This is a genomic window from Kaustia mangrovi (genome assembly GCF_015482775.1).
Lineage (GTDB): Bacteria > Pseudomonadota > Alphaproteobacteria > Rhizobiales > Im1 > Kaustia > Kaustia mangrovi.
Genome location: NZ_CP058214.1, coordinates 3,341,748 through 3,363,030, shown reverse-complemented (window position 1 = coordinate 3,363,030; position 21,283 = coordinate 3,341,748). Strand labels below are relative to the sequence as shown.

The window sequence follows — 21,283 nt, the reverse complement described above, 5'->3', positions numbered from 1 at the left end:
TTGGAAGAACCTAAGGCCATAGGGGGTGGGTGCCCCTCGGCGCCTCGATGTCAGCGGGACGTGCCGAGCGCGCGCTGGATCGCGGTGTTGAACTCGACTTCCCAATGCTCGTTGACGCTGCGCTCGGCGACACCGAAGAAGGCGAAGCGAGGGGAGTAGGACGGCGACGGGATAGCGATGAAGATCGGGCGCAGCCGGTCGCGGCCCTGCCTCTCCCAGATCCCGGGGACGCCATGGCCTCGGGGGGTACCCCGGAAGTAGGTTTTTCGCTTTCGGCTGCCGCGCGGGCTGTTCTGGTAGGGATCGCCCTGTGCCCCTACCCCGGACAGGATCTTGGAGTAAATGGAACGACGGACATTGCCGTAGCGGTCCAGCGGCGCCGCTGTGGTCGGCATCAGATAGCCGAGACCGATGCGCCGCTCGAACCGCTTCTCGACGCGGCTGCCGCCGTAGACCTGTGGGAGCAGATACTTGGCCGCCGGAGTGCCTTTGCCGGCGAACTCGCGGAACCAGATCCTGGCTTGGAGATCGCTCTTCGTGGCGGGTTCGAGCCGAAGGGAGTTGAGCGTGTACGGGGTCGGCCGGTCGAAGACACGCTTCATCTCGTCGCGTTCGGCGGACTTGACGCGCTTTCCGATGCGGGTGAGTGCCATGGCGATGGCAAAAGGCCATTGACGACTTTCGAGACGCCAAAGCAGGCGCTTGACCTGTGCGTCTCTCCATTTGGCATCGATCTCGAACATGGCGAGACGATAGCAGATCGGTGATACCGGGCAAGACATGGGGCGTTACAGAAAGCGTTACAAAATAATCGATAGTTTTCAATAACTTACGAGATTGTGTAACGTTTCAGTTCCCGTTAAAGGCGAGCGTTACTTAAACCGTTACATCAACCGATTTGTCGATTATTCAATGATATCAGATAGTTAACATATGACCGTAACGGTCTATGTAACACTTTATATAGAGAAACACAGACACACACATGCGCGCGCCTGCGCGTGCGCGTACGCGCGTATACGTGTGCGCCCACATACGCGTGTGCGTGTGTAAGGCTCCCGTGGAAGCGTTACACCGTTACACCGTTACAAGGGGGGCGGCGACCTCATATAAAGAATTGATTTTCCACGATTTATCGGAACCGTCGAGTGTAACGGTTGCTGTAACGGTCGCTGCGATTTGTAACGCTTTTCGGGTTGTTTTCCGAAACCGCACAACCACAGATACTGATTTCCTATTCCGGACCCGGCCGGCCATGAGGCGTTGCGGACCGGGCGTTTCAGGGTGATTTCCCCTGATCGCCCGGCCAGGTCATACCAGATCGTCGATGCCGACACCGAGCACGGCGGCGATGCGCTTCATGACATCGACCGTTCCGGCCCGGACACCGGTCTCGATCTGCGAGATATAGCTCTGGCTGATCTCGGCCTTCTCGGCGAGCTCGCTGGCGGTGAGGCCGCGATGCTGGCGCCAGATCTTGACCTTGTTCTCGTCGTCATCGAGCAGGCGCCGGGCGATATCGGGCGGTAGCACCTCGTCCTCACCGTTCCTGACACGCCGCAGCGCGCGGTCCAGCGCGGCCTCGTCGGAGGCGTCCTCCAGGGCCTCCTGGAGACGTTCATATTCCTCCAGCGGAATAACCGCCATGCGGTCGCCGCTGGGGCTCGTGATGATGGTGGGCTTGTTCATGTCTGCTATCCTCAATCCTCGTAGATGCTTCCCCGGGGGCCGACTTCCAGCACCCGGACCGTATCTTCTGAAACCGTGAAGATCACCCGATAGTTACCGACCCGGAGGCGATAACCGAGACCGCCTTTCAGGGGCTTCACGTTGTTCGCCAAGGCTGCCGGATCGGCAGCGTACTGATCCATCTTCGCGATGATCTGGCGCTTCCGGTTCGCCGGCATCCGGTTCAGGTAGCGCACCGCGTCTTTGCTATATGTGATCTTCATCATGCAAAAAATATAACAATTCGCCATGTCCCCGTCAAGACGAAAATCGCAATCTGCGATAAGAAATATTGCGTTCCGTAATATGCCTTGACCGGGGCGCGCCGTCAATGTTCACATAATGTTCCATTCACCGAGTTGGAGCTCGAAACGTCGTGAGGCTGGAAGATGCCCGCCGGCGCGATCCGTGGATCTGGTTGACCTGCACGGCCTGTCGCCGGAGCCGGCCGGTTGCGCTGGCTCCGTTCATCATCCGATGGGGTCCGGGGGCCCCGGTGGAGTGGATCCGGAAGCGGTCGAGATGCGAGGCCTGTGGCGCCCTTGGCCACGCCGCATTGTCGACGCGGAGCTGGGATTGCCATCGGCAGGAATGGCAGCAATGGCCGGATCGATGATGACTGGGGAAGGATTGGTCGGAGCGGCAGGATTTGAACCTGCGACCCCCTCGTCCCGAACGAGGTGCGCTACCAGGCTGCGCTACGCTCCGATGCGGGAGGCGTTATATCGTTGCGGATCGGTCTCCGCAAGGCGGTTGTCAGCTTGAGGCGGGGTGTCGATGTTGCGCCGCCCCAGCCAGATCGATAGTCAGTCCTCCGGCGGATTGCGCTCTTCATGCCTCTTGAGCGCACCTTCCATTTGGGCGATAGCCTTGAGCGCCTCTTCTTCCGTCGTCGTGATGACGCCGTCGAGATCGGTCTGCCCGTCGAGCCTCATGCCAGAGTGGATTTGTTCGATCTTGCGCTTTTCCAGCGCGATATGCTCTCTCAGTATCCGCGAGATAGGATCGGTCATTCGCCCCTCCTGATCGTCGTCTCATTGGCGGCCTGGCGCGTGAGCGTCTGCAGCGCGGTACCGGAGAGGCCGGCCCAGATGATCAGGTAGACCCACCACGGCATGCCGATGGCGTCAAGAACGTCGCCCAGGAAGTAGTAGATCCCGCCGGTGACGGCCGCACCAACCAGGAGCGCCATCAAGAGACGGAAATTCTGGTTCCGGATCATGGTTCGTCATCCTCTGAGCCGTTCGGCTCCTTGCCTGTCGGGACATAGTGCCCGCGCTCCGTATCCTTGATGTAGCCGCGTTGTTTCATTCGATAGAGCTTCTGGCGGATATATCTGCGACCGACCTCCATCTTATACTCGACATACATGCCGGCAATGATGTGATCGATGCTGCAGACGCCGAGCTCGTCGGTGGCGCGCTTGATGATCTTGAGGACCATCTTGTCGTCGCTCGTCGGCCTTCCCTGTTTTATCTCATCCTTCACCTTCTTCGGTAGATGATCGATATCCTCGTAAGGATGCACCATGTCTAGCTCCGCTACCCTTCGTTGATGCAAATATGCGCGCGACGCACGAGATTTTAGACGCATATTCGATAATTTCAAGTCTGTAGCGGCGACTTGGATCTAGGCAGTGCCCTCTATGTCACAGTGCGGAGCCCAAGGCTTCGGACGCTCCTGGCGCCATCAAGCCGTGTCTCGTGGCCTCATCGTCGCCGCCACACCCACGGCGGCAGCGGACGCGGATCCTGCCAGAGCCCGCGCCGCGCCGTCCTGGCCTCGTCTTCCGCCGCGGCGTAGCTGGCACGATCCGCCGGGCTCTGCTCGTCGGCATAGCGCCGGAACCACCACGCCATGCCGCTGCGCACCATGGTGAGCCCGACATCCTTGCCCCCTCGCCAGACCGATCCGACGATCCGGCCCCACCGGTCCCGCTTGTACCAGTCGACTGTAACGGACTTCCGATGGACGAGGCGACCGAGCGCCTGCCGGCTGCGGGCGCCCCATGGCTGATGCCGTTCCGGCGCATCGATCCCGGAGAGCCGCACCTTGTGCTGTCGGTGACGGTCGTCGAGCACGACGATGGTGTCGCCATCGGTGATGGAGACGACGCGGCCATGCAGTTCTGCAGCATCTGCGGTCGAGGCGACCAGGATCAGGGCAAGCGACAGAACGGCGATCATGGCGCGACCTCGAAGCCGGCTGCATTGCGGTGGCCGCCGCCGCCACGGGCTTTTGCGATGGCGGAGACGTCCTCGCGGTCGTCTGCGGATCGCAGACCCCAGCGCCGGGTGCCGTCCACATCCCAATAGTAGGCGGCGAACGGTGCCTCCTGATGTCGCTGCAACAGCTCGTGGGCGGCGTCGGAGCCATGGGTGTACGGCGCATTGACTACCGGTACCCGCCACACACGATCAGGCGGTGTCAGAGGGTCCGCTTCGGAGACAGGCCAGATCTGATAGGCTGGGCCGACCGGCTCGCATTCCGGATACCTCGAGAACTCCCACCACTGCGTGCCCTGATCCAGCCATTCCGCGATATCCTTGGCCTGTTTTCCAAGGATAGCGCTGCCTGATAGCAGCATTCGGTCGTATTGCAGATTGTTGTCGGCTGACTGCCGCAGCCAATTCCAGACGTCGAAATCATAGTGATAGCTCGCTATGTAGGCGAAAAACTCCCGAGTGCCAGAGAGAGCGAACCGCCAGAGATCGCGATCCTCCAGATGGTTGATCAGGCGGGGCCGTTCTCCGCCATGGATCTCATCCCAGGCGATCCCGCATCCGGAGCGCTCCATGTCGAAAACGCCCTCGACGGTTCCGTCGCCGAGAAGTTCTTCCATGGCGGCCTTGGCCGTCTTGTGGTGATCCAGAACCGTGACCTTGCAACCGCAGTCGTGGACCAATGACCACATCGTCTGGCCTGCACCGCAGAAATCGACGAACAGGACGTTCTTTCCACTGACATCGTCGAGTGGTAGCGGCTTCCCATAGGTCGCCGGCCGATACTCGACCTCATCGCCCCATTCCAGCCAAACCGCGAGTGCCGCGGCGAAGCCGTCGAGGCAGGGATGGTGATAGATGCAGATGTCGGGTTTAGCAATCATTGGCTAACTCCATCAGGATGTCGGCGTGGCACGGCTCGTCAAGCGGGCACCAACAGACGAGGTCTTTTCCGGCTAGGTCGTGCACATGTGTCAGGATGTGGTCGCGCAGGTGCTCATGGCCCGGATAGAGCGGATTGCCGCGCAGCCATTCGCGGTAGGCGTGGACGGCCATCGCGTGACCGTCGCGATATCCGGCCTCGCGCGCGGCCTCGACCGTGAAGGGGTTTCCCCACTTCGTCGGGCGCCCGACATAGACGGCGCCAGGCGGCATCCGCCAGCCCTTCGTGCGCTTGCGCTGGATTCGCCTGGGCCGCTCAGCCATCTTTCCCTCCCTTGGCGAGATCGGCGCGCACTTCCGCGATCTGCGCCTTTGTGATTCCGCCATTATCGACGAACCACTCCCATGAGCCGCGCTTGCACAGCCCCAGGCGCTCGCAGCGGCGGACGATACGGCGCGGCGTCTCGTTGGCCATCAGGGCAATCGCGATCACCATTCGGCGCGTGAATTTCGTCTGCCCTTCGGTGTGGGCGTGAAACGCGGTGGTGAGCGTGCTATCGTCCATCGGAGCCTCCCTTGGCGGCGGCGACGGCGGCATATGCTGCGCGAAGGTACTTCACCGGGACTTTCGCCACTGCATTGTCGGGTGTGGACTTGAAGCCATCTTCTCGCGGCGGGATGTACCGCTTTCCCATCTTGGCGAGTGGCTCCAACGCCTCCACGAGAGCGGGGTATGTGGGCGTCGAGCGCGCCGTGTGTCGTATCTGCGCGGCGATGTCGTCTTGCAGGTTCTGGAGGCGTGCGGCAGTGACGCCCATCTCCCACAACTCCGGGTGACGGTCCACGATTTCCGCCGCCATCGTGTCGAAGCGGTCGCCTTCGAGGTCGGTCGTCTTGGCGTCAGTCATGATCGGGCTCCTCCAATCCGTGCCAAATGCCTACGAGCACCCAATCGTCATAGCCAGTGCGCAGCCCTATCGATCCAGGCCCGTGCCGGTACCAGCGCCCGATACGTTCCGCGATCAGAAGTGCACGAATATGTCGAATGACAGGAAGGCGCTTCCACCACGGCGCGTATGGCATTCTCCAGCCATTCAGCTTGCCGGCTTCACGCCAGATGGCGAGATTACCCATCCCTATATCCTCCCTGTTCCATCGCAGTGGGGACAGTCGGCTGCGCCGGCTACGAAATGCCCCTTCGGCGCCGTGAGCGGATTGATCCGGCCAGAGCCTTCGCAAGTCGGGCAGCGGGCGTCATCGTCGGGGATGTCTCCGCCGCATTGCGGACACGGCAGCTCTCCCTCGCCGCAAAGGCACAGATCGCCGCCACAACGACAGTCGATCCACCCCGTGTTGTTGCATCTGTCGCAATAGGTGAACGTGCTAGGCATTCCGGCCCCCATCGCCTGGTTGTAGGCGTCGTTGATCTCGGCCATGCGCTCGCTCGATCCGCCAGGCCGATCCGGATGGGCGTCCATCGCCTTGGCCTTGTAGGCGGCCTTGATCTGGCTCTCTTTGGCAAAGCGCGGTACGCCCAGGATCGCCGACCAGTGCGGGCGATCCTCCGAGCTCGGCGGCGGTAGTGCCTGGAAGCCGGAGAAGGCCGCATCAACGAACGACTTCGCACCCCAGCGCTCCAGCCCGCGCAGGGCCTCGACGCTCTTCCAGATGGCGCGCGCGTTTTCCTCTACGCTCGACCACCGGTCACAGGGGATGCACTGCTGGCGACCGTTGAGATCGAAGTACACAGCAACCCCTGGATCCTCCGGGCGGCGCCGATTGCTGTAGGGGATGCCGTCACGGCGCAGCGCGACGTCGGTCGAGACGACTGGATAGCGGGCGCCGAGACGCTGCAGCTCTGCGTAGATACGGCTGCTTTCCTCGGCGAGACCGCGTGCAGCGAACCGCGACTGGATCCGCTTATGAGCCGGCGTCCGCGGCCAGCCCGGAGGCCATTGGAGCGGATAGGCTTCGGTCATTGCGCCGCCCTCCTGACCTCAGCGCCCCAATGGAAGTTCTCCATCGGCTGCCAATGCTCGACACCGGGTACCATCACCATGAGGTATTCCGGATCCGATGGATCGAAGGTGTTCTCGACGACATGCATGACTTCCCATTCGTCGGGATTGCAGCACTCGCCGTTGTCGGCTGTCCCCGGGGCGGGCTTGAGCCACCTGGCCCAAAAGAAGCCTGGCTTGGTCGGCAGCGATGCCGACCTGGTGGGTTGATTAAGCTGTCCTTCAGGGTTCTGCATGACACTCGTTCCTAGTCGGACCGCCGGCAGGGTTGTGCCGACGATTTGCCCTAAATTTGCCGGTTCGGTCGGAACGAATGCTTTGTGATTGAAGGGCTTCGCATTAGCGCTTTTTTAAAGCACACCCCATAGCGTCTTGTCCCATCAAGCGTTGAGTGAGTTGTGTGTGAGTAGTCTTCGAGTACAGGTTCCACGAGTATGACGAGTACTGTGCGTTCACGAGTGAGCTACGTCATCGGGCCCGATGGCAGTCCATTGACCATTGCCGATCTTCCGGCGCCGGAGACCAAGCGTTGGGTCATCAGGCGCAAGGCGGAAGTGGTGGCCGCCGTCCGGGGAGGACTCCTGAGCCTGGAGGACGCCTGCACGCGCTACCGGCTGACGGTGGAGGAGTTCCTGAGCTGGCAACGCTCCATCGACCGGCACGGGCTGGCCGGCCTGCGCACCACGCGCATCCAGGATTATCGCGCCTGACCCCCATGTCAGGCCATGTCCGGGTTCCGGGCATGATACCGGTCCACTCTCTCACCCTTCCGCCGGGCGCGGTCCGCAAGGCACAGGCCTTCGCGGGCATTGCCGGGCGGAAGGGTGGGCTTGTGGCGCGCCCACGCGATCCCGACCGGCTGCGCCTCGCGGACTCGCATCCGCCCCGCGGGAATGCTATTTGCATCGCTTGAGAATATTTTCGCCGGCCAGCGTGTCCCCGAGGCGCGCGGCAGGCCCGTTCCCCGGCATGGACGGTAGCCCGGGAACGACGGATCAGGAAAGGCGATCAAGGTGGCACAACAGTTCCAACCCACCGGCGCGCCGCGCCCGTTCGGACAAGCCCCGCGCGGAATGGCCGACCCGGCCCGGCTGCAGGCGCAGCTGCGCGAGGCTCTCGGCCATATCGACCGGCAGGACCCCGAGCAGGCGGCCGCCATCTGCAAGCGCATGCTCGCCGTTGCGCCGCAGATCGCGGAAATCCATTTCGTCTATGGCTCCGCCCTCGACGAGATGGGCCAGCGCGAGCAGGCCATCGAGCATTACCGCAAGGCGACGCATCTCAACCGCAAGCTCTTCCCGGCCTGGCTCAACCTCTCCATCGCCCTGCGCGAGGACGGCAAGCCGCAGGACGCCGCGGAGGCCGCCCGCGAGGCGACACGGCTGAACGACGGCGCCTGGCAGGCCCACTACGCGCTGGCGCGTGCCTATTTCGACACCAAGCACTACAACAAGGCCCGGCGTGCCTTCGACAAGGCGGTCGCGCTCAACCCGCAAGCGCCGGAGCTCCAGTTCAGCTATGCGCTCTGCCTTCAGGAGACGTCCCGTTTCGAGGAGGCGCTCACCCATTACGAGGCCGCCCTCAAGCTCGGCCACCGCACCGAGGCGACCTATACCCGCATGGCCAACGTCCTGCAGGTGCTCGGCGACTTCGAGCGCTGCGAAGCGGTGCTTCAGGAAGCGCTGGAGCATTTCCCCGACAGCTCGTCGGCGCAGGTGATGCTGGTGACGAGCAGCAAGGGCGAGGCGGTTCCGGAGGACGCGCTCGACCGTGTAGAGACGCTTCTGGAGAGCGGCGAGGACCTCGGCGACCTGCAGCGGGCGCATCTCCATTTCGCCGCCGGCGACATTCTCGGCAAGCAGAAGAAATTCGACGAGGCCTTCGGGCACTACCGCCAGGGCAACCTGCTCAGAAGCGAGCACGAGGCCTACGACCTGGAGGCCCACCGAAAGAATCTGGAGCTCACCCGGGAGCTCTTCACCCGGGAGTTCTACGAGGCCCATGCCGATTACGGCACGGACTCCGAACAGATGATCTTCATCTTCGGCATGCCGCGCTCGGGCACGACACTCACAGAGCAGATCCTCGCAAGCCACCCCCGCGTGGGCGCGGCCGGCGAGGCCGCCATGATGCGCCATATCCGCGTGGGGCTCGACCGCTTGCCGGTCAACGCCCAGACCATGTCGCGCGTCATGGAGATGATGGGGCCCGCGGAATCGCGCCAGCTTGCCGAGACCATCGTCAAGACGCTGCCGACGGAGCTCCACGACAAGGACCGCATCACCGAGAAGACGCCGGCCCATCACCGCATGCTCGGCCTCTTCGCGTTGCTGTTCCCCAAGGCGACCTTCGTCCATTGCCGCCGCGACCCGGTCGACACCTGCCTGTCGTGCTATTTCCAGAACTTCTCCCACGGCAATGTGACCTTCAGTTTCGACATGGAGACCCTGGCAACCGAATATCGCCTCTATCGCGCCTATATGGACCACTGGCGCGAGGTCCTGCCGGTCAAGATGCTGGAGCTGGACTACGAGAACATGATCGCCGACCCTGAATATTGGAGCCGCGCGCTGGTCGACCATGCAGGACTGGAATGGGACGATGCCTGCCTGTCCTTCTACGAAACCAAGCGCAGCGTGAAGACGGCGAGCCTGTGGCAGGTCCGCCAGCCGATCTACAAGACATCGGTCGCCAAGTGGAAGCGTTACGAGGCGCATCTCGGCCCGCTGCTGGAGGGGCTCGGCGAATATGCCCCGCGCGACGAGGGCGCCTGACGGACCCGGGCGGGTCTTGAGCGGATGCCCCGGTCCGGGGAACGGGCAGATACAGTGAGGACGAGAAAGGCGGGAGCACTCCCCGGTGCATCTTCAGGACATTCTACTCGACGCCTTCGTCTATCTTGCCGCCGCCGTTCTGGCCCTGCCCCTGGCCAAGCGCCTGGGGTTCGGCTCCGTCCTCGGCTATCTGATCGCGGGCATCGTCATCGGCCCCTTCGTCCTCGCCCTGGTCGGCGGAGCGGATGCGGAAATCATGCATGTCGCCGAATTCGGCGTCGTCATGATGCTGTTTCTGATCGGGCTGGAGCTGCGGCCCTCGCTGTTGTGGCGCCTGCGCAAGCCGATTCTCGGCATGGGCGGACTTCAGGTCGCCGCCACAGCCGCCGTCATCACAGGCGGCGCGATGATGCTCGGGCTCGAGACGCGCCCCGCGGTGGCGACAGGCCTGATCCTCGCTCTCTCTTCCACGGCCATCGTCCTGCAAAGTCTTGCGGAACGGCGGCTGCTCAGCACGGAGGGCGGCCGGTCGGCCTTCTCCGTCCTGCTGTTCCAGGACATCGCCGTCCTGCCGATCATCGCCATCCTGCCCTTCCTGGCCACACAGGTCGCAGGCCACGGCGCGCCGGCGGAGACAGGCGCCCCTCATGAGATCGTCGAGGGTCTTGCCGTCTGGCAGCACGCCGTCGTGGTGCTCGCCACCGTCGCCGGCATCATCGCGGCCGGCCGCATCGTCATGCGGCCCGTGTTCCGCGCCATCGCGGCGACAGAGCTGCGCGAGGCCTTCACCGCCACGGCCCTCCTGATCGTCGTCGGCGTCGCACTGCTCATGATCGCTATCGGACTGTCGCCGGCGCTCGGGGCGTTCCTCGCCGGCGTGGTGCTGGCCGACAGCGAGTATCGCCACGAGCTGGAGATGGATATCGAGCCCTTCAAGGGCCTTCTGCTCGGCCTGTTCTTCGTGTCGGTCGGCGCGAGCATCGACTTCGCGCTCATCATGGGCATGCCGCTGACGATCGCCGGCCTCGTCGTCGCGCTGATGGTCGCCAAGTTCGCCGTCCTGGCGGGCCTTGCGCGGGTCTTCGGCCTCAGCCTCACCAATGGCGCGCTGTTCGCCTTCTCGCTCGCCCAGGGCGGCGAGTTCGCCTTCGTGCTGTCGACCTTCGCTGTGCAGAGCAACGTGCTGCCCAACACGACGGCCAACCTGCTCATGGCGGTGGTGGTGCTGACCATGGTGCTCACCCCGCTCGTGCTCATGGCCTATGAGCGGATCGTGCGCCCGCGCATCGCGCCCGCCGCGGCCCGCGAACCGGATACCATAGACGAGGACGGCAATCCGGCGATCATCGCGGGCTACGGCCGGTTCGGCATGACGGTCGGCCGGCTGCTCTCCGCCAATGGCTACAACGCCACCGTCCTCGACTACGACCCCGCCCAGATCGACCTGCTGCGCCGCTTCGGCCAGAAGGTGTTCTACGGCGACGCCGCCCGCCCGGAGATCCTCTCGGCCGCCGGTGCCGGCCATGCCTCGCTTCTGATCGTCGCGGTCGGCAATCCCGCCAAGGCCGACGAGATCGCGGAGACGGCGCGCAAGCACTTCCCGCATCTGAAGATCCTGCTGCGCGTCTATGACCGGCGCCATGCCTACATGCTCATCAATCGCGGTTTCGAGCATGTCTATCGCGAGACCTTCGGAACCTCGCTCGACATGGCGGTGGACGCGCTGACCACGCTCGGCATGCCCGACCATCAGGCGCGGCGGTCCGCCCAGATCTTCCGCGAGCACGACATCGCCTCGCTCCACGATCTCGCCTCGCTCCATGGCGACGAGAATGCGCTCATCGCGGAATCGCGCAGGCGCCGCGCCGCCATCGAGCGCGTGCTGCAGGAAGACCGCGCGAAGAGCGCGGAGGGCGCGCCGGCGCCGGAGGACCGCGACAAGGCGTCGTGAGCGCCGCGAACTGCCCGACATTCCGGAACCTCGGACCCGGTCGGTTTCCAGACGTTCACCCGATTCCGATTGATGGCCCGCCGATCTGGCGATATCCCCACACGACCACCAAGCGACGTTCAGGGGGAGCGATGGCGAAGGGTACGCACGACTATCAGGACGATCCGCGCAATGCGGAGATCGAGATCTCGGTCAATGGCGAACTGGTCCCGCGCGACAAGGCGGTCGTGTCGGTCTTCGATTCGGGCTTCATCCTCGGCGACGGCGTTTGGGAGGGGCTCAGGCTGCACGACGGCGGCATCCCGTTCCTCACCGCTCATATGGAACGCCTCTATGAGGGCGCGCGCGCCATCGACCTCGATATCGGCCTCACGCCCGCAGAGCTCCGGCAACGCATCTTCGACTGCCTCGCCGCCAACGGCATGACCGACGGGGTCCATATCCGCCTGATGGTGACCCGCGGCGTCAAAGCCACCCCCTATCAGGATCCGCGCGTGACCATCGGGGACGCGACCGTGGTCATCATCCCCGAGCACAAGACCCCCACACGCGAGACGGTGGAGAACGGTATCCGCCTGTTCACCGTCCATGTGCGCCGGGGCTATCCGGACGTGCAGGACCCCAAGCTCAACAGCCATTCCAAGCTCAACTGCATCACCGCCTGCATCCAGGCGGCCAAGGCCGGCGCCGACGAGGGGCTGATGCTCGACCCGCACGGCTTCGTGGCGACCTGCAACTCCACCCATTTCTTCATCGTGCGGCGCGGCGAGGTCTGGACCTCGACCGGCGAATACTGCCTCGGCGGCATCACGCGCGGCGCGGTCATCCGCGCCTGCCGGGAAAACGGTATCCCGGTGCGCGAATGCCGCTTCAGCCTGACCGATGTCTACGGCGCCGACGAAGCCTTCGTGACGGGTACCTTCGCGGGGCTCGTGCCGGTGCGCGAGGTCGACGGGCGCAGGCTCGGCCACCCGTTGAAGACCGCGCGGGACTGGCAGGGCGCAGGGCCGGTCACCACGCGCCTTGCCGCGCTCTACAAGGCGCTTTGCGAGAGGGAGGCGGAACGCTCATGACCGACGGCACGATCCGCATCGCCATGTGGTCCGGGCCGCGCAACATCTCCACCGCGATGATGCGCTCCTTCGAGAACCGGCCCGACTGCGCCGTCTGGGACGAGCCCTTCTATGCGGCCTATCTCGCCGAGACCGGCATCGACCACCCGATGCGCGCCGAGGTGCTGGCGGCGGGCGAGACCGACTGGCGGCGCGTGCGCGACCGCGTGCTCGGCGATGCGCCCGGGGGCAAGCCCGTCTTCTACCAGAAGCACATGACCCACCACATGGTGCCGGGCATCGACCGGTCCTGGATATCGCGGCTCTCCAACGCCTTCCTCATCCGGGCGCCGGAACGGGTGCTGGCAAGCTATGCCAGGAAGCGCGCGGACGTGGCGCTCGCCGATATCGGCTTCGTGGAACAGGCGGAGCTTTTCGACATGCTGGCCGAAACGTCGGGCGCGGCACCGCCCGTCATCGACGCGGACGACGTGCTGGCCAACCCGCGCCGCGTCCTCGGGGCGCTGTGCCGGGCCGTGGGCATTGAATTCCGCGAGGAGATGCTGTCATGGCCGCCCGGCCAGCGCGACAGCGACGGCGTGTGGGCCGCGCACTGGTACGGCGCGGTGGAACGCTCGCAGGGCTTCCAGGACCCGCCGCCTCCCCCGCCGCCGCTCGACGACACGCTGAAGCGCATCGCCGACGAGGCGCGGCCCTGCTACGAACGGCTCAAGGCCTACAGGCTGTGAGGCCGCAGGGCGGCGGCGCTGTCGGCGGCTGCCGCGAGCAATCCGTGAGGACATGACGGGGTCGGGCCGACGCGCGTCCAGCGCCCGTCATTGCATGGCAAGATCCGGGCGACAGCCAATGGCGCGGCGCCTCGGCTGCGATCTCATCGCCGCCCGACTGCCAATCGATCCTAGTGCGACATCCCTTGCGCGATGCGGTCGCCTGCGGCCTGCTCCTTGCCGCGCGCGGGCGTGCCGTCGCGTTCCACGAGAAGCTCCAGCTTGCGCAGCTCCGCCTCATCGGCGGCCAGTGCGGCGCGGGCATCGTCGATCTGGCCCTGAAGCTCGTCGATCGACTTGCGGAGGTTCTCGCGCCGGGCGAGGGCCGCCTTCGCGGCCGTGGGATAGCTGAAATGCCCGGGATCGTCGATGCCGGAGCGTGCCTCCTCGGCCTCGATCTGATGCGTGAGTTCCTCCTCCTTGCGTTGGAACTCCGCGATCATGGCCTCGATATCGACCAGTTGCCGTTGCCGCTCCTCAACCCGGAAGCGCTGCAGACGCAAAAGCGTATCGCGTGAACGCATCGACCCCATCCTTACGCGTTTACCGTAGATTCCCGAAGGCCGTCTTCGAGCCCCAGCCCAATCTTCCCCGGCAATCGTTTCGGTGTGCTTAATGCCTCGCCGAGCGGCCAACCTCTTCTGGAATCGCGACGAATCGCGTAGAAAGAAGATTCCGTTCGACGCAGGAGGCATGCACCGGCAGCCTTTAAGGCCCGGTAAATCCCAGATTCGGCGGACAAGGTTTCGAACAGGTGCCCTTGCGGCGCTCTCGCATTATCCGGTTGGTCAGGTGGCTGAACTCGTTGACGGCAACAGTGTCGGGGCTGTTTTGCAGGCATTGCAGGACGTTGGTTCGTTGGGCCGAACCGGATCATTAGGTTTTGTTAACCAGTACCAGCCTATCTTAACCATCGGTGTTAACCGATAGGTTTAAGTGCGCGCCGGGTGTGCGTCTTCCCCGGCGCGAAGACCCGTCTCGGGCGAGGTCAGAGGGGAATCTGATGAGAGTCCTTTTAATCGAAGACGATACCGCAACGGCTCAGAGCATCGAGCTGATGCTCAAGTCGGACGGGTTCAACGTCTACACGACGGATCTCGGCGAGGAAGGTGTCGATCTAGGAAAGCTCTACGATTACGACATCATCCTGCTGGATATCAATCTGCCCGACATGAGCGGCTATGAGGTTCTGAAAGCCCTGCGCGTGAGCAAGATCGGCACGCCGATCCTGATCCTCTCGGGCCTCGGCGGTATCGAGGACAAGGTCAGGGGTCTCGGCTTCGGAGCCGACGACTACATGACCAAGCCGTTCCACAAGGACGAGCTGGTGGCACGCATCCATGCCGTGGTGCGCCGCTCGAAAGGCCATGCGCAGTCGGTCATCCGGACCGGCGAGCTGGTGGTCAATCTCGACACCAAGACCGTCGAGGTCGGCGGCCAGCGCGTGCACCTGACGGGCAAGGAGTACCAGATGCTGGAGCTCCTCTCGCTCAGGAAGGGCACCACGCTCACCAAGGAGATGTTTCTCAACCATCTCTATGGCGGCATGGACGAGCCGGAGCTGAAGATCATCGATGTCTTCATCTGCAAGCTGCGCAAGAAGCTCGCCGCGGCGACCAGCGGCAATCACTATATCGAGACCGTCTGGGGCCGCGGCTATGTGCTGCGCGATCCGGTGGACGGGTCGGAGGATATGCGCGAGAGCGCCTGACCGGCGACCTCGCCTCCGCGTCCTGTCCGTATCTTATGGGACTCGAAGGAGCCCCGGCGCCTGCGCCGGGGCTTCCTGCGTCTGGGGCAGAGCCCGAAGCGCGTTGCCCGCGTGGCACCGGCCGAGGCGACCTGATCGCGGACTGAAGCCTATCCGGGTTCGCGCGCCAGCACGACCGCGTCGGGCCCGTCCATCGCCATGGCGAGCTCGAAGCCAGCCTCCGCGGCCAGGCGCGTGGCGTAGTAGATCTGGACCAGGCGGGGGTCGATCTCGTCGGCCATGGTGCGGCCCTCCAGAACGGCGCGCGTCGCGTCCGGCACCTTCGCGCCTTCTCCGACCGCGCGCACCGCGAAGGTCCGGCCGGCGACCATTACCTCCAGCGTGCCGCCGCGCGGCAGAGCGCCCAGCGCCATCAGGATCATGTTGAGCAGGAGCTTGATCTCGCCCTTGGGGCGCAGTTCGCGCGGACTGTCCCAGCCGAGCCGGACCTTGTCGTCGCCGACGAAGGCGCGGGCGACCTGCTCGGCCTCGCCGAAATCAAGCGATGCGCCCGCCGAGCCGGACGCGCCGAAGGCCATCCGGCAGAACTGGAGCTTGGCGCTCGCCTGACGGGCGGAGCTGCGGATGAGGTTCAGCGCGACCTCGCGCATGCCCTCGTCGTCCTCGTCGTCGAGCACTTCCAGCCCGTTGGCGATGGCACCGACCGGAGAGATGATGTCGTGGCACACTTTCGAACACAGGAGTGCCGCCAGATCCACATCGCTCAAAAGCGCCATGTCCCGCATTCGACCAAGCGTCCCCAAAATAACCGGATTGATCTGCGAATCGTCTCTCAAGGGCCTGTGATACACGCCATGGGCAGGCATGCCAAGCCGACCGACCCCGGCGTTCCGCAAGGCCCGACGCACGATTGCCTGTTGACCGCAGGCGCGAGGATCGCCGTTACTTCACGCTGACTTCGCCATCCATCCGCCCCCGAACTCCAATTCCAGGCCCGAAGGTATCCCATGGCAAACACCGCGCCCTCCCCGCTCGTGACCGTCTTCATCGCGCTCGCCCACCAGGCCGGCCGCGAGATCATGAGCCATTACCGCGAGGACGTCGCAGTCTCCTACAAGGCCGACGCCTCTCCCGTGACGGCAGCCGACGAGGCGGGAGAGGCGATCATCCTGAAAGGCCTCGCAGACGCCTTTCCCGACATCCCGGTCGTCTCCGAGGAGGCCGCCTCGCAGGGCCGGATCCCGGAGGTCGCCGGCCGCTTCATCCTCGTCGACCCGCTCGACGGCACCAAGGAATTCGTCAATCACAATGGCGAGTTCACGGTCAATATCGCACTCGTCGAGAACGGCGATCCGGTGGCCGGCGTCGTCTATGCCCCGGCGATCGAGCGCATGGTCCGGGGCGAGGCGGGACAGGGCGCCGCGGACGCGCGGCTCGGTGTGGACGACGATCCCGAGACCGCCCAGTGGCGCCCCCTCAAGACACGCGGCCATCCCGACGGCGAAATGATCGTGGTGGCGAGCCGGTCCCACCGCGACACACGCACCGAAGCCTATCTGGAGGCCCTGCCGGACCATCGGGTAGTCTCGGCGGGCTCGTCGCTCAAATTCTGCCTCGTCGCGGCGGGCGAGGCCGATCTCTATCCCCGCCTCGGCCGGACCATGGAATGGGACACCGCCGCGGGCCATGCCGTCCTCGCCGCAGCCGGCGGCACCGTCGTTACCGAAGAAGATACCCCGCTCACCTATGGCAAGTCCGAAAACGACTTCGCCAACCCCCATTTCATCGCCCGCGGCTGGACGTAGGCCAGCGGGTTCCCTGACGGGACGGCGCCGGCCCGCTCCATGCAGCAAGCCTCTCGCGCACCGCATCAGCCTTTCCAGTCCGTTAACGCTTTGGAAGGCTCGTTGCCCGATACTCATACCCTGAGTCCGCTTTCCGGGGTCTGGGTGGGGCGATGCCTCACCGGCGCCCGATTCGAGCGATTGACTCGACGCAATTCGAGGGTCGGGACCGCCACGAGCATTGGGGCCCGGCCTCTCCGTGCCCAGCGAGTATGCGCGCGATGATGGAGAAGACGATGAACACCCTGCGCCGGCTGTTGTGCCTTGCTGTCGTGACGCTTGTCGCAGCCTTCGCCGTTCAGGCGGGCTCCGCGCATGCCCAGAGCACCACGGCCAACCAGCCGCCACCCGACGACGGCACCTATTCGATGCAGGAGATCGTCGATGCCGGCCACGGCTTCTTCGGCAAGACGACGGAGGGGCTCGCCAAGGCCATCGAATCGGTCTTCGACAAGGCCGGCCGGCCCACCGCCTACATTATCGGCGAAGAAGGTGCCGGCGCCTTCATCGGCGGGCTGCGCTATGGCGAGGGCGTGCTCTATCCCAAGGCCGGCGGGCGCTACAAGGTCTACTGGCAGGGTCCGTCGGTGGGGTTCGACTTCGGCGGCGACGGCTCGCGCACCATGATCCTCATCTACAAGATGACCGCGCCGGGACAGATCTATTCGCGCTTCATCGGCGTCCAGGGATCGGCCTATCTGGTCGGCGGCCTCGGCGTGAGCTTCCAGCAGAACGACCAGCTCACCCTCGCCCCGATCCGCACCGGTGTGGGCGCGCGGCTCGGCGCCTCTATCGGCTATCTGAAATTTACCCCGGAACCGACCTGGAATCCGTTCTGAGCGCCTGTGCAGGCCTGCGGCACCGCGAAACCTGTCTGCGACCCCGCTCCCTCGCATGAGGGCTTCACGGCGCATGGCCGTCCGCGTTAGAGTGGCCGGAGCCAGGGGTGGCGAGAAGCGGTCTAGGGGCATTGGCGCCGGACAAGTGCGGCTGGGTGATGGACGAGGGTTTCGGAAGGCCAAACTGGGGGTCGCCGGGGCCTCCGTCGGCATCGGGCCACGGAGGATGGTCGTAACCTATGTCTCATCTCGAGACGTTCCTGCTCATCGCAATGGGGTTCGCCCTTGCGAGCCTTATCGCCGTGTTCGTCCTGCGCGCTGTCTGGAACCATGGAGAGCGGGTCGGGCGCCGGCGCGTCCAGAAGCAGATTCCTACGCTTGATGCCGAATTGCAGGCCGACCGTACGAGGCTGCGCGCGGAAATCGCCATGGCGCGGCGCAAGGCGGAATATCAGGTCAAGGAGTTCCGGACCCAGCTCGCCGAGAAGAGCAGCCAGCTCACCATCTACAAGACGCGTCTCGACGAGCTGACCGGCGACCTTGCCGAGCGCGACGACGAGATCGCCAAGATGCGCACGGGCCGCGTGCCTCTGGAGGCGGAGCTCGAGGACCGCGCCAATGCACTTCAGAAATCGCGCCGCATCGCGCGAGATCTCAACGACCAGATCCAGCGGCTGAAGCGGGAACTGGAGGCCGCACGCGCGGAGCTGCGCCAGCGCGACCGCCTGATCCAGGACCTGAAGGAGGCCCAGGCCGTTGGAGACGAGGCGAGCGAGGCGGGCGTGACCGCCGCGCCGGCCGCGGAGCTCGCGACACAGCCGCCCGCCGCTACGGGCGCCGCGCCCGATGCCGAGACAGCGCAGGCCCGGTTGCGCGAGCGCATCAGGATGATATCCGCCCTGTCGCACGAGATCGCCGCCCAGCGCGAGGCCCTCCATGGCGACGAGGGCACGCCGGCCGGGACGACGACAGCCGGGGACAGCACGCCGCCTGGCAAGGATGATGCGCCGGCTGACAGCGCATCGAAGGTCGTCCGGCTCTCGCCGAAGGATCACGGGCTTGCCGCCGATCTCGACGAGGCCCGCCGCAGCGCGGAGCAGCTGCGCGCCGATCTCGACCGTCTGGACGAGATCTGGCACGCCAGGATGAGCAAGGCCGGCCGGGACGACGAGGATCCCCCGGCAGACACGTCGCCGGCGACCGCCGGTAAGACGGGCAAGACGGCCCCCGACGCCCCCACAGCGGACAACAAGGGCGACGAGGACACAACGTCCGCAGACGCGCCGTCGGAGGTCAGGTCGGGGGATGACACGAAGGCCGCCAATGCGGCCCCGGGCGCACGCCGCACGACGGAGGCGAGCGAATCGTCAGCGGACGCACCGGCGCAACAGGCCGATACCGCTACCGGCCGTGCCGCAAAGCGGGCCCGCAAGACAAAACCGGCCGGCAATGCCTCGCCCCGCAAGCCGTCCCGGCGGCAGAAGACCCCGGCCGCGAAGGACGCAAAGGTGGCGAACACCGCCAAGCCTGCACCGGCCGGAAGCGGTCAACCCGCCGGTGACAAGCCGGCCTCGGCCGCGACCGGCCCCGACGGCGACAAGAATGCCGCCCCCACCGGCAAGCCCAAGGCGCTCCAGGGCGAAACCAGCCAGTAGATACTGTCGACCTGCGAATCATCAGGATCCACCAGCCCCTGAAGCGCCCCAAGGGGCGCCAGACGGTGCGATCAAACCAGATTTTCCGGGAAAACTTCGCTCAGCGCCGGCACATGGCGCCCCGTAGGGGACTCGAACCCCTGTTTCCGCCGTGAGAGGGCGGCGTCCTAGACCGCTAGACGAACGGGGCCAGGTGCCTTGGGAGCCGCCCTTGCCGGGCGGCGACGCACACCCTATATCGCGCGGCACGCCCCGAGATCAAGTAGGAAGATTCCCATTGTGCGCATTCATTGCGAAGGCGCGGCCTGCCCGGCCGGGCGAGCCAGCTCGATCCGGCTCACAACCGTGCCGTCGCGGGCATCGACCACGACAATCTCGTCACCGTCGGGTTTGGTGATATGAATGGCCATGCGATGGCCGTCGAGCGTGACCTGCCGGACGGTCGCATCCGCGGCGAGATCGAGCGTCAGCCCGGATACGTCGGCGGCCGGTTGCGGCGCGGATGCCCCGCCGCCCGGATTGGCCGCGCGGTAGGCGATCGTGCCGAAGATGGTGAGGACACCGAGAACGATGAGAACGCCGAGCACGATGACCACGATCTTGAGTGCCCTGACATTGCGCGGATCGGGCATGGGGATGTCCCCGCCAGCCGTTTGATCGCCGTTCGGGAGCCGATTGTCAGACATGGATGAACCGATCCGTCAGGAGCACAGCATCACCGTTGCGGACGCCGAGGCGGGCGCCCGTCTGGACCGCGTGCTCAGCCTCCATTTCGCCGAGATCAGCCGGTCGCGCTTCAAGGCCCTCATCGAGGAGGGCATGGTGACCGCCGACGGGCGCACGATAGTGGAGCCCAGCTACCGGGTCAAACCCGGCGAGCGCCTTGCGGTGAGCGTGCCGCCGCCGGTGCCGGCCGAACCGGAGGGCGAGGATATCGCGCTGGCGATCGTCCACGAGGACGAGCACCTGATCGTGATCGACAAGCCGGCCGGCCTCGTCGTCCATCCCGGCGCCGGCAACTGGACGGGAACGCTGGTCAACGCGCTCATCGCCCATTGCGGAGACAGCCTGTCCGGCATAGGCGGCGTGCGCCGGCCGGGCATCGTCCACCGGCTCGACAAGGATACGAGCGGGCTCATGGTCGTCGCCAAGACCGATGCCGCCCATGCGGGCCTCTCCGAGCAGTTCGCCGCCCATGGCCGCGACGGGCGGCTGGAGCGCGCCTATGCCGCCCTCGTCTGGGGCGCACCCAAGCGCATGACCGGCACGGTGGAGGGCAATATCGCACGCAAGGAGACGAACCGCCAGAAGATGGCCGTCACCGCCACCGGCGGACGCCACGCGACGACACGCTACCGGGTGGCGGAGCATTTCCCGCCATCGGGCGGCAAGACCGCGGCGAGCCTCGTTCAGTGCCACCTGGAAACCGGACGTACCCATCAGATCCGTGTCCATATGGCGCATATCGGCCACCCCCTGCTTGGCGATATGATTTACGGTGCAGGGTTCGCCGCAAGCGCGCGCACGCTGCCCGATGGTGCCCGCAAGGCGCTGGAGGAGCTGGGCCGGCAGGCCCTCCATGCGGAACTTCTGGGGTTCGAGCACCCCGCGACCGGCGAGCGGCTGCGTTTCGAGAGCGCCCTGCCGGAAGACCTTCACCACCTTGTGAACGCGCTCAGGCTTGCGCGATGGAACTAATCCGGAACACAAGTGTTTATGTAGGTAAGACGTGGTGAGCGGCGGGCACCTTCACATCAGCCGTTTCGCCACCATATATAGCCGTTCGGCGGGACAGGGCGAGGAGAGACGTCGTCCCTGT

General features: G+C 65.1%; 27 protein-coding genes and 2 tRNA genes. 10 read left to right on the top strand and 19 right to left on the bottom strand.

The features are described from left to right. Nucleotides 1-50: 50 nt before the first annotated feature. The 15 genes from HW532_RS15675 to HW532_RS15605 form a co-directional block, all read right to left on the bottom strand. Nucleotides 51-743: a hypothetical protein gene (locus HW532_RS15675; protein WP_213161358.1), complete on the bottom strand. Its 693-nt coding sequence runs from the start codon at nt 741-743 to the stop codon at nt 51-53. A gap of 568 nt (nt 744-1,311) precedes the next feature. Further along, nucleotides 1,312-1,689, bottom strand: coding sequence for a helix-turn-helix domain-containing protein (locus tag HW532_RS15670; protein WP_213161357.1), 378 nt, complete (start codon nt 1,687-1,689; stop codon nt 1,312-1,314). A gap of 11 nt (nt 1,690-1,700) precedes the next feature. Further along, nucleotides 1,701-1,955 (bottom strand): type II toxin-antitoxin system RelE family toxin, encoded by a 255-nt coding sequence (locus HW532_RS15665; protein ID WP_213161356.1) that lies wholly within the window; start codon nt 1,953-1,955, stop codon nt 1,701-1,703. Nucleotides 1,956-2,359: 404 nt separating this feature from the next. Then, a tRNA-Pro gene (locus tag HW532_RS15660) sits at nt 2,360-2,436 on the bottom strand. 98 nt (nt 2,437-2,534) lie between these two features. Further along, nucleotides 2,535-2,741 (bottom strand): hypothetical protein, encoded by a 207-nt coding sequence (locus tag HW532_RS15655; protein WP_213161355.1) that lies wholly within the window; start codon nt 2,739-2,741, stop codon nt 2,535-2,537. Beyond that, nucleotides 2,738-2,950 (bottom strand): fatty acid desaturase family protein, encoded by a 213-nt coding sequence (locus HW532_RS15650; RefSeq protein WP_213161354.1) that lies wholly within the window; start codon nt 2,948-2,950, stop codon nt 2,738-2,740. Before HW532_RS15650 ends, HW532_RS15655 begins: the two co-directional genes overlap by 4 nt. Further along, nucleotides 2,947-3,258, bottom strand: a complete 312-nt coding sequence (locus HW532_RS15645; RefSeq protein WP_213161353.1) for a hypothetical protein — start codon at nt 3,256-3,258, stop codon at nt 2,947-2,949. The genes HW532_RS15650 and HW532_RS15645 overlap by 4 nt, the downstream gene beginning before the upstream one ends. Nucleotides 3,259-3,437: 179 nt before the next feature. After that, nucleotides 3,438-3,914: a thermonuclease family protein gene (locus HW532_RS15640; RefSeq protein ID WP_213161352.1), complete on the bottom strand. Its 477-nt coding sequence runs from the start codon at nt 3,912-3,914 to the stop codon at nt 3,438-3,440. Next, a complete protein-coding gene (locus tag HW532_RS15635; RefSeq protein WP_213161351.1) occupies nt 3,911-4,834 on the bottom strand; it encodes a hypothetical protein in 924 nt (307 codons plus the stop codon). Before HW532_RS15635 ends, HW532_RS15640 begins: the two co-directional genes overlap by 4 nt. Further along, nucleotides 4,824-5,156, bottom strand: a complete 333-nt coding sequence (locus tag HW532_RS15630; protein WP_213161350.1) for a DUF4326 domain-containing protein — start codon at nt 5,154-5,156, stop codon at nt 4,824-4,826. Before HW532_RS15630 ends, HW532_RS15635 begins: the two co-directional genes overlap by 11 nt. Further along, nucleotides 5,149-5,397, bottom strand: a complete 249-nt coding sequence (locus HW532_RS15625) for a hypothetical protein (protein WP_213161349.1) — start codon at nt 5,395-5,397, stop codon at nt 5,149-5,151. Before HW532_RS15625 ends, HW532_RS15630 begins: the two co-directional genes overlap by 8 nt. Then, complete coding sequence (locus HW532_RS15620) at nt 5,387-5,740, bottom strand: hypothetical protein (protein WP_213161348.1); 354 nt, start codon at nt 5,738-5,740, stop codon at nt 5,387-5,389. The genes HW532_RS15625 and HW532_RS15620 overlap by 11 nt, the downstream gene beginning before the upstream one ends. After that, a complete protein-coding gene (locus HW532_RS15615; protein WP_213161347.1) occupies nt 5,733-5,966 on the bottom strand; it encodes a hypothetical protein in 234 nt (77 codons plus the stop codon). Before HW532_RS15615 ends, HW532_RS15620 begins: the two co-directional genes overlap by 8 nt. Before the next feature lie 2 nt (nt 5,967-5,968). Continuing rightward, nucleotides 5,969-6,811 carry a DnaJ domain-containing protein gene (locus HW532_RS15610; RefSeq protein WP_213161346.1) on the bottom strand — a complete coding sequence of 281 codons (843 nt, stop codon included), beginning with the start codon at nt 6,809-6,811 and terminating at the stop codon, nt 5,969-5,971. Continuing rightward, complete coding sequence (locus tag HW532_RS15605; protein WP_213161345.1) at nt 6,808-7,086, bottom strand: hypothetical protein; 279 nt, start codon at nt 7,084-7,086, stop codon at nt 6,808-6,810. The genes HW532_RS15610 and HW532_RS15605 overlap by 4 nt, the downstream gene beginning before the upstream one ends. Before the next feature lie 198 nt (nt 7,087-7,284). Between HW532_RS15605 and sciP the strand changes: the two genes are divergently transcribed. From sciP to HW532_RS15580, 5 genes are all read left to right on the top strand, one after another. Beyond that, the gene (gene sciP / locus HW532_RS15600) at nt 7,285-7,560 is read left to right on the top strand and encodes a CtrA inhibitor SciP (RefSeq protein WP_213161344.1); all 276 of its coding nucleotides are present in this window, start codon (nt 7,285-7,287) and stop codon (nt 7,558-7,560) included. Nucleotides 7,561-7,923: 363 nt separating this feature from the next. Next, nucleotides 7,924-9,624, top strand: coding sequence for a tetratricopeptide repeat-containing sulfotransferase family protein (locus tag HW532_RS15595; protein WP_213161343.1), 1,701 nt, complete (start codon nt 7,924-7,926; stop codon nt 9,622-9,624). An 85-nt stretch (nt 9,625-9,709) separates the two neighbouring features. Next, nucleotides 9,710-11,575 (top strand): monovalent cation:proton antiporter-2 (CPA2) family protein, encoded by a 1,866-nt coding sequence (locus HW532_RS15590; RefSeq protein WP_213161342.1) that lies wholly within the window; start codon nt 9,710-9,712, stop codon nt 11,573-11,575. A gap of 131 nt (nt 11,576-11,706) precedes the next feature. Then, the gene (locus HW532_RS15585) at nt 11,707-12,648 is read left to right on the top strand and encodes an aminotransferase class IV (RefSeq protein WP_213161341.1); all 942 of its coding nucleotides are present in this window, start codon (nt 11,707-11,709) and stop codon (nt 12,646-12,648) included. Then, a complete protein-coding gene (locus HW532_RS15580; protein ID WP_213161340.1) occupies nt 12,645-13,376 on the top strand; it encodes a sulfotransferase-like domain-containing protein in 732 nt (243 codons plus the stop codon). Before HW532_RS15585 ends, HW532_RS15580 begins: the two co-directional genes overlap by 4 nt. A gap of 170 nt (nt 13,377-13,546) precedes the next feature. On the opposite strand, the gene HW532_RS15575 is transcribed toward HW532_RS15580, so the two are convergent. Continuing rightward, on the bottom strand, nt 13,547-13,939 hold the full coding sequence (locus tag HW532_RS15575) for a flagellar export protein FliJ (protein ID WP_213161339.1): 393 nt from the start codon (nt 13,937-13,939) through the stop codon (nt 13,547-13,549). Nucleotides 13,940-14,418: 479 nt separating this feature from the next. Between HW532_RS15575 and ctrA the strand changes: the two genes are divergently transcribed. Beyond that, nucleotides 14,419-15,126, top strand: a complete 708-nt coding sequence (gene ctrA, locus HW532_RS15570) for a response regulator transcription factor CtrA (RefSeq protein ID WP_213161338.1) — start codon at nt 14,419-14,421, stop codon at nt 15,124-15,126. Between the two features lie 149 nt (nt 15,127-15,275). Here ctrA and chpT read toward each other — a convergent pair whose 3' ends face one another. Then, on the bottom strand, nt 15,276-15,902 hold the full coding sequence (gene chpT / locus HW532_RS15565) for a histidine phosphotransferase ChpT (RefSeq protein ID WP_213161337.1): 627 nt from the start codon (nt 15,900-15,902) through the stop codon (nt 15,276-15,278). Between the two features lie 231 nt (nt 15,903-16,133). On the opposite strand from chpT, the gene cysQ reads away from it, so the two are divergent. From cysQ to HW532_RS15550, 3 genes are all read left to right on the top strand, one after another. Next, nucleotides 16,134-16,931 (top strand): 3'(2'),5'-bisphosphate nucleotidase CysQ, encoded by a 798-nt coding sequence (gene cysQ, locus HW532_RS15560; RefSeq protein ID WP_213161336.1) that lies wholly within the window; start codon nt 16,134-16,136, stop codon nt 16,929-16,931. A 260-nt stretch (nt 16,932-17,191) separates the two neighbouring features. Beyond that, nucleotides 17,192-17,809 carry a DUF1134 domain-containing protein gene (locus HW532_RS15555; protein ID WP_246479180.1) on the top strand — a complete coding sequence of 206 codons (618 nt, stop codon included), beginning with the start codon at nt 17,192-17,194 and terminating at the stop codon, nt 17,807-17,809. Nucleotides 17,810-18,048: 239 nt separating this feature from the next. Next, entirely contained in the window at nt 18,049-19,464 is a 1,416-nt protein-coding gene (locus tag HW532_RS15550) for a hypothetical protein (RefSeq protein WP_213161335.1), read from the top strand. A gap of 114 nt (nt 19,465-19,578) precedes the next feature. On the opposite strand, the gene HW532_RS15545 is transcribed toward HW532_RS15550, so the two are convergent. Continuing rightward, nucleotides 19,579-19,654, bottom strand: a tRNA-Glu gene (locus tag HW532_RS15545). 97 nt (nt 19,655-19,751) lie between these two features. Beyond that, nucleotides 19,752-20,096: a DUF6476 family protein gene (locus HW532_RS15540; RefSeq protein WP_213161334.1), complete on the bottom strand. Its 345-nt coding sequence runs from the start codon at nt 20,094-20,096 to the stop codon at nt 19,752-19,754. 52 nt (nt 20,097-20,148) lie between these two features. On the opposite strand from HW532_RS15540, the gene HW532_RS15535 reads away from it, so the two are divergent. Further along, nucleotides 20,149-21,162: an RluA family pseudouridine synthase gene (locus tag HW532_RS15535; protein WP_213161333.1), complete on the top strand. Its 1,014-nt coding sequence runs from the start codon at nt 20,149-20,151 to the stop codon at nt 21,160-21,162. The last annotated feature ends 121 nt before the right edge of the window (nt 21,163-21,283 follow it).